Here is a 4,961-nt window from a genome sequence, read left to right as displayed (position 1 = left end):
CATCCTCCAGGTGTTCACCGAGGCCTACGCCGATGTGGAACGCGAATTCGTCGGCGTCTTCGGGAAACTGTTCCCCGGCGGCGAGGGCAGGCTGGTGCTCACCGACCCGTCGGACATGCTCACCACGGGCATCGAGGTCGAGGCGCGCCCGCCCGGCAAGAAGGTGAAGCGCCTCTCGCTGCTCTCCGGCGGCGAGAAGTCGCTCACCGCGGTCGCGTTGCTGGTCGCCATCTTCCGCGCTCGCCCCTCCCCGTTCTATGTGATGGACGAGGTCGAGGCGGCCCTGGACGACACCAACCTGCGCCGCCTCATCGGCCTGTTCGAGCAGCTGCGTGAGAAGAGCCAGCTGATCGTCATCACCCACCAGAAGCCCACCATGGAGATCGCCGACGCCCTCTACGGCGTGAGCATGCGCGGCGACGGCATCACCCAGGTCATCTCCCAGCGGCTGAACCGAGCCGAGGTCCCCGACCCCGACCCGGTCTCGGCGTCTGCCTGAGGCCGGTGCTCGCGCGGCTGGACGGTCTCAGCCGAACCGGGTCGCCGGAGCCGTGGTGTCGATCCGGTCGATGATCCGCTCAGCGCCGCCGCGGGCGAGCCAATCCCGCAGGGATGTCAGCTCTGGGTGCAGCGCGCGCAAGGCGGGCAGGTCGGCGTGCCAGCCGCCGGTCTCGCGGATCAGGCGCCAGGTGTTGCCGAGTTGGGGGCCGATCGCGTCGGCTTCCTCCTCGGTGACCTCGCGGTAGTGGACGGGCCGGCCGATCGCGGCGCCGATGATGGCGGCCGCGTCGACCGGAGTGATGGCGTCGCCCGCGAGTTCGAGGATGCGCGCGTGCCAGCCCGCGGGGTCGGCGAAGGCCAGGGCGGCGAACGCGGCGATGTCATCGATCGCGATCATCTGGAGCGGGCGATCGGCGGGGAACAGGTGCGGGTGTTCGCCGCCGTCGCGGATACCGTCGACAGGGGAGCCTTGCAGCAGGTAGTTCTCCATGAACCGCACCGGGCGCAACACGGTGTAGCGCAGACCGGACGAAGCCAGCGCCTCTTCGATCCGGCGTTTGCCCTGCTGACCCCATGATTTCGCGTCGCCCATGGTCGCGACGCCGGTGAACACGATCTGTTCGACACCGGCGGCGCGGGCCGCGTCGATCAGGGCGATACCGCGGCGGGCCTCGGTGTCCTCACCCCAGCCCTTGACGCGGTAATCGGCTGGGGGAACGAGAAATACGGCTCGGATTCCGGTCACCGCCACTCGCAGGGAGGCCGCGTCGTCGAAGTCGCCGACCGTCAGTTCGGCGCCGGCATCGGCCAGTGCGCGGGCGGCGGGGGAGCCGGGGTCGCGCACCAACGCGCGAACCGGGCGGCCTTCGGTGAGCAATCGGTGGGCGGTCGCGCCACCCTGCTTGCCTGTCGCGCCGGTGATCAGAACGGGAAGTGCTGACGTCATTGCGGAGGAGCTCCGTTTCGTGATCGATCGTGTGCCTACAATCGGGTCGGTCGACCCGTATTCCGGACGGTACGGGTGGTCACACCCGGTTGGCCAGGTCCGGTGCAGGGAAGGCGTAACGAAATGACGGTCGAGCACGGCGTGGAACCGGCGATCCGATCCGACGCGCGCCGCAATCGCGCGCTGATCCTGGCTGCCGCACAGCGTGCGCTCGCCGAACGCGGCGCCACCGTCTCGCTGGCCGAGGTGGCCCGCCGCGCCGGTGTCGGCGCGGGCACCGTCCACCGGCATTTCCCCACGAAAACCGATCTGCTGGAAGCGGTTATGCAACAGCGCGTCGACCGGCTGGCGGCGCTGGCCGCCGACCACCTCACCGATCCGGATCCGGGCGCGGCCTTCTTCGCCCTGTGCAGCCACGTCATCGTGACCACACCAGGCAACAAGGACCTCTGTGACCTGGTGCAATCCGACGACGGCTGGCCTCGTGCCCTGCTACGCGGGGCGGGCAACCGCTTCCATCGCGCACTGGGCGCGCTGCTGGCCTCGGCGCAACGTCAGGGCGCGGTCCGGCGCGACGTGGTCGTCACCGATGTGCTGGACATCTTCACCGGATGCGTTGCGATCCAACGACATCGACGCGCAGCGGACCCGCTCGCCCCGGCCGTCGCGCTCATCCTCGACGCCCTGCGCGCCCATCCGTCAGCCGTAACGGAACGCCCGGCGGCCGACCGTAACGAAACGGCGGAAGGTAACGAAACCTCGGCACCCTGCGTCGTCTGCGGCTCGCCCGTCCGCCGACCGGCCACCGGCCGACCGGCCCGCTACTGCTCCCCGGCCTGCCGCCAGAAGGCCCACCGCCTCCGCAACGGGTCGCGAGCCCTTACAGCAGGTCGCTGACGTCGTCGGGGACGTCTACGGCGTATTTGCGCAGGATGTCCATGGAGATGACCTCCAGCGCGTTCTCATGGGTCGCGGCCAGCACCACGGGTGCGGCCACGCCGTCCTCGTGGGCGTGCAACCAGCGGACCGCCACCACGCACCAGCGGTCGCCCGGTTGCAGCCCGGGGAAGTTGTTCTCTGGGCGTGGGGTACTGAGGTCGTTGCCGATGGAGGCCTGATGCTCCAGGAATTCCGCCGTCACGACGGTGCACACGGTGTGGCTGCCGAGATCCTCCGGACCGGTGCTGCAGCAGCCGTCCCGGTAGAAGCCCGTGAGAGGATCGGTGCCGCACTCTTCCAGCGGCCCCCCAAGCACGTTTCGATCGGTCACTCCGCCGATCCTATGGGGCAACCGCCAGAAGTTCCGCAGGACAACGAATCTGTAGTATTTCCGCCACGCCGCGACGCGCCCGGCTACGGCTCGCCGACCTGCCGCGCAGACGCCGCCGACGTGCGGCAACTCCCCGCCCGAATAGACTCGCCGGGTGAGTTCGCAAGCGTGGATCCTGATCGCCGCGATCGCCGCCGTCCTGTTGGTGGCGCTCGTCGCGGGTTTCGTCCTGTACAAGCGACGCCAGATTTCGCTGGCCCCGCCCGAGCCGGACAAGGAGTTGACGGACCGCTCCGGTGGTTACACCGCGTCCGGTGGATTCAGCTTCAGCCAGGGCGGCTCGACGGCGACCGTGCCGAAACCCGAACCCGTCCCTGAACGCACCGATACCGATGGTCAACCGCACGTCGGCGACGACGCCGCGATCCCGCGCGACGCCCCGCGCCGCGGGATCACCGATGTTCCGCTGCCCGAGGGCGATGTCGCCGTCGACGACAGCGTGGTCGTCCCCGACGACGCGTCCGCCCTCGACACGGTCGCACCGGCCGAGCCCGGCACCGAGACCGCGCCCGCGGACACGGCCCCCGCGAAGACCGCGCCGTCCGACCCGGTTGTTACCGAAGTCGAGCCCGCGGATACGTCCTCGATCGAGGCTCCCGCCGCACCGACCACCGAGCCCGCACCGGCCCCGGCCGAGACCACCCCGGCCGAAGTCGGCGCCGCCACCACCGCGATCGACGAGATCGACCCCACCACCGGCCGCCTCGTCCGGCTGCGCGGTCGCCTGGCCCGTTCCCAGAACGCGGTCGGCAAGAGCCTGCTCGGCCTGCTCGGCGGCGGCGACCTCGACGAGGACTCCTGGGAAGAGATCGAAGACACCCTGGTGCTGGCCGATATCGGCACCGCGAGCACCGCCAAGATCGTCGAACGCCTGCGCGAGGAGATGGCCTCGCGCAGCGTGCGCACTCCCGAACAGGCTCGTGCCGCCCTGCGCGACGTGCTCATCGAGGCGCTGCGTCCCGAGCTCGACCGTTCCATCCACGCCCTTCCGCACGGCGACAAGCCCGCGATCCTGCTCGTCGTCGGCGTCAACGGCACCGGCAAGACCACCACCACCGGCAAACTGGCCCGCGTGCTCGTCGCCGACGGCCGCCGGGTACTGCTCGGCGCCGCCGACACCTTCCGCGCCGCCGCCGCCGATCAGCTGCAGACCTGGGGTGAACGGGTGGGCGCCGAGACCGTACGCGGTAAAGAAGCCGCCGACCCGGCCGCCGTCGCCTTCGACGCGGTCACCGCGGGCATCGACCGCGGCGTCGACGCGGTCCTCGTCGACACCGCGGGCCGCCTGCACACCAAGACCGGCCTGATGGACGAGCTGGGCAAGGTGAAGCGGGTCGTGGAGAAGAAGGGCGAGGTCGACGAGGTGCTGTTGGTCCTCGACGCGACCGTCGGCCAGAACGGCCTGATGCAGGCCCGGGTGTTCGCCGACGTCGTCGACATCACCGGCGTGGTGCTCACCAAGCTCGACGGCACCGCCAAGGGCGGCATCGTGTTCCAGGTGCAGCACGAGCTCGGTGTGCCGGTGAAACTCGTCGGCCTCGGCGAGGGCGCCGACGACCTGGCGCCGTTCGAGCCGGGCGCGTTCGTCGACGCGCTGCTCGGGGGTACCGCGTAACGGTCCCGCCGATGCCCGTCCGATCCAGCGATCGGGCGGGCATCGCTGTTTTCCTACGCTGACATCACTGTTTCCGGACATCGGTGGTGTGGGGAATCGCCGCGCGAACTCGCGGCGAATCGCACATCCGTACCAACCTCACCGTGAGCTGACAGGCTCGTGCCAACCACGCGAAACGTGGATGCAACACAACAGCGCTATCCGTTCACTCAGGTGAAACACCACAGCTCAACGGATGAAACACCGAGTGGCGACCCTTCTGTACAGGTCCTTTTGCCGTCATCGGCAGGGCCCGAGATGAGGAGGAACACAAGGTGGCATTTCCACTGATCGGCGCACCGGACGCCGGTGACACCGCCTGGATGCTGGCGTCAGCGGCCCTCGTGCTGTTGATGACGCCGGGTCTGGCGTTCTTCTACGGCGGTATGGTCCGTGGCAAGAACGTGCTGAACATGATCATGATGAGCGTCTCCGCGATGGGCCTGATCACCATCCTGTGGTGTCTATACGGCTTCTCGATGGCGTTCGGCGAGGACAAGGGCAAGCTGGTCGGTGACCCGCTCCAGTAC

The 4,961-nt window shown here is 69.3% G+C and carries 5 protein-coding genes and 1 pseudogene; 4 read left to right on the top strand and 2 right to left on the bottom strand.

The features are described 5' to 3' along the window. On the top strand, nt 1-499 hold a 499-nt coding region (locus ACFWF3_RS24145), incomplete at its 5' end, for an AAA family ATPase (protein ID WP_379315376.1). A gap of 27 nt (nt 500-526) precedes the next feature. Here ACFWF3_RS24145 and ACFWF3_RS24140 read toward each other — a convergent pair. Further along, on the bottom strand, nt 527-1,447 hold the full coding sequence (locus tag ACFWF3_RS24140; protein ID WP_379315374.1) for an NmrA family NAD(P)-binding protein: 921 nt from the start codon (nt 1,445-1,447) through the stop codon (nt 527-529). Nucleotides 1,448-1,570: 123 nt separating this feature from the next. Here ACFWF3_RS24140 and ACFWF3_RS24135 point away from each other — a divergent pair, with 123 nt between their 5' ends. Next, on the top strand, nt 1,571-2,344 hold the full coding sequence (locus ACFWF3_RS24135) for a TetR/AcrR family transcriptional regulator (RefSeq protein WP_379315372.1): 774 nt from the start codon (nt 1,571-1,573) through the stop codon (nt 2,342-2,344). On the opposite strand, the gene ACFWF3_RS24130 is transcribed toward ACFWF3_RS24135, so the two are convergent. Then, a complete protein-coding gene (locus tag ACFWF3_RS24130; protein ID WP_019048221.1) occupies nt 2,328-2,717 on the bottom strand; it encodes a DUF2237 family protein in 390 nt (129 codons plus the stop codon). The genes ACFWF3_RS24135 and ACFWF3_RS24130 overlap by 17 nt on opposite strands. A gap of 154 nt (nt 2,718-2,871) precedes the next feature. On the opposite strand from ACFWF3_RS24130, the gene ftsY reads away from it, so the two are divergent. Both ftsY and ACFWF3_RS24120 read left to right on the top strand, forming a co-directional pair. Further along, nucleotides 2,872-4,392: a signal recognition particle-docking protein FtsY gene (gene ftsY, locus ACFWF3_RS24125; protein WP_379315370.1), complete on the top strand. Its 1,521-nt coding sequence runs from the start codon at nt 2,872-2,874 to the stop codon at nt 4,390-4,392. A 314-nt stretch (nt 4,393-4,706) separates the two neighbouring features. Further along, nucleotides 4,707-4,961: pseudogene (locus tag ACFWF3_RS24120) on the top strand (ammonia channel protein); the annotation flags it as partial.

It is taken from the genome of Nocardia sp. NPDC060220, from assembly GCF_042727815.1.
In the GTDB taxonomy this organism is placed as follows: Bacteria; Actinomycetota; Actinomycetes; order Mycobacteriales; family Mycobacteriaceae; genus Nocardia.
Note: the sequence above shows the minus strand (reverse complement) of the source record. Positions and strands in the feature narration are given on the sequence as shown.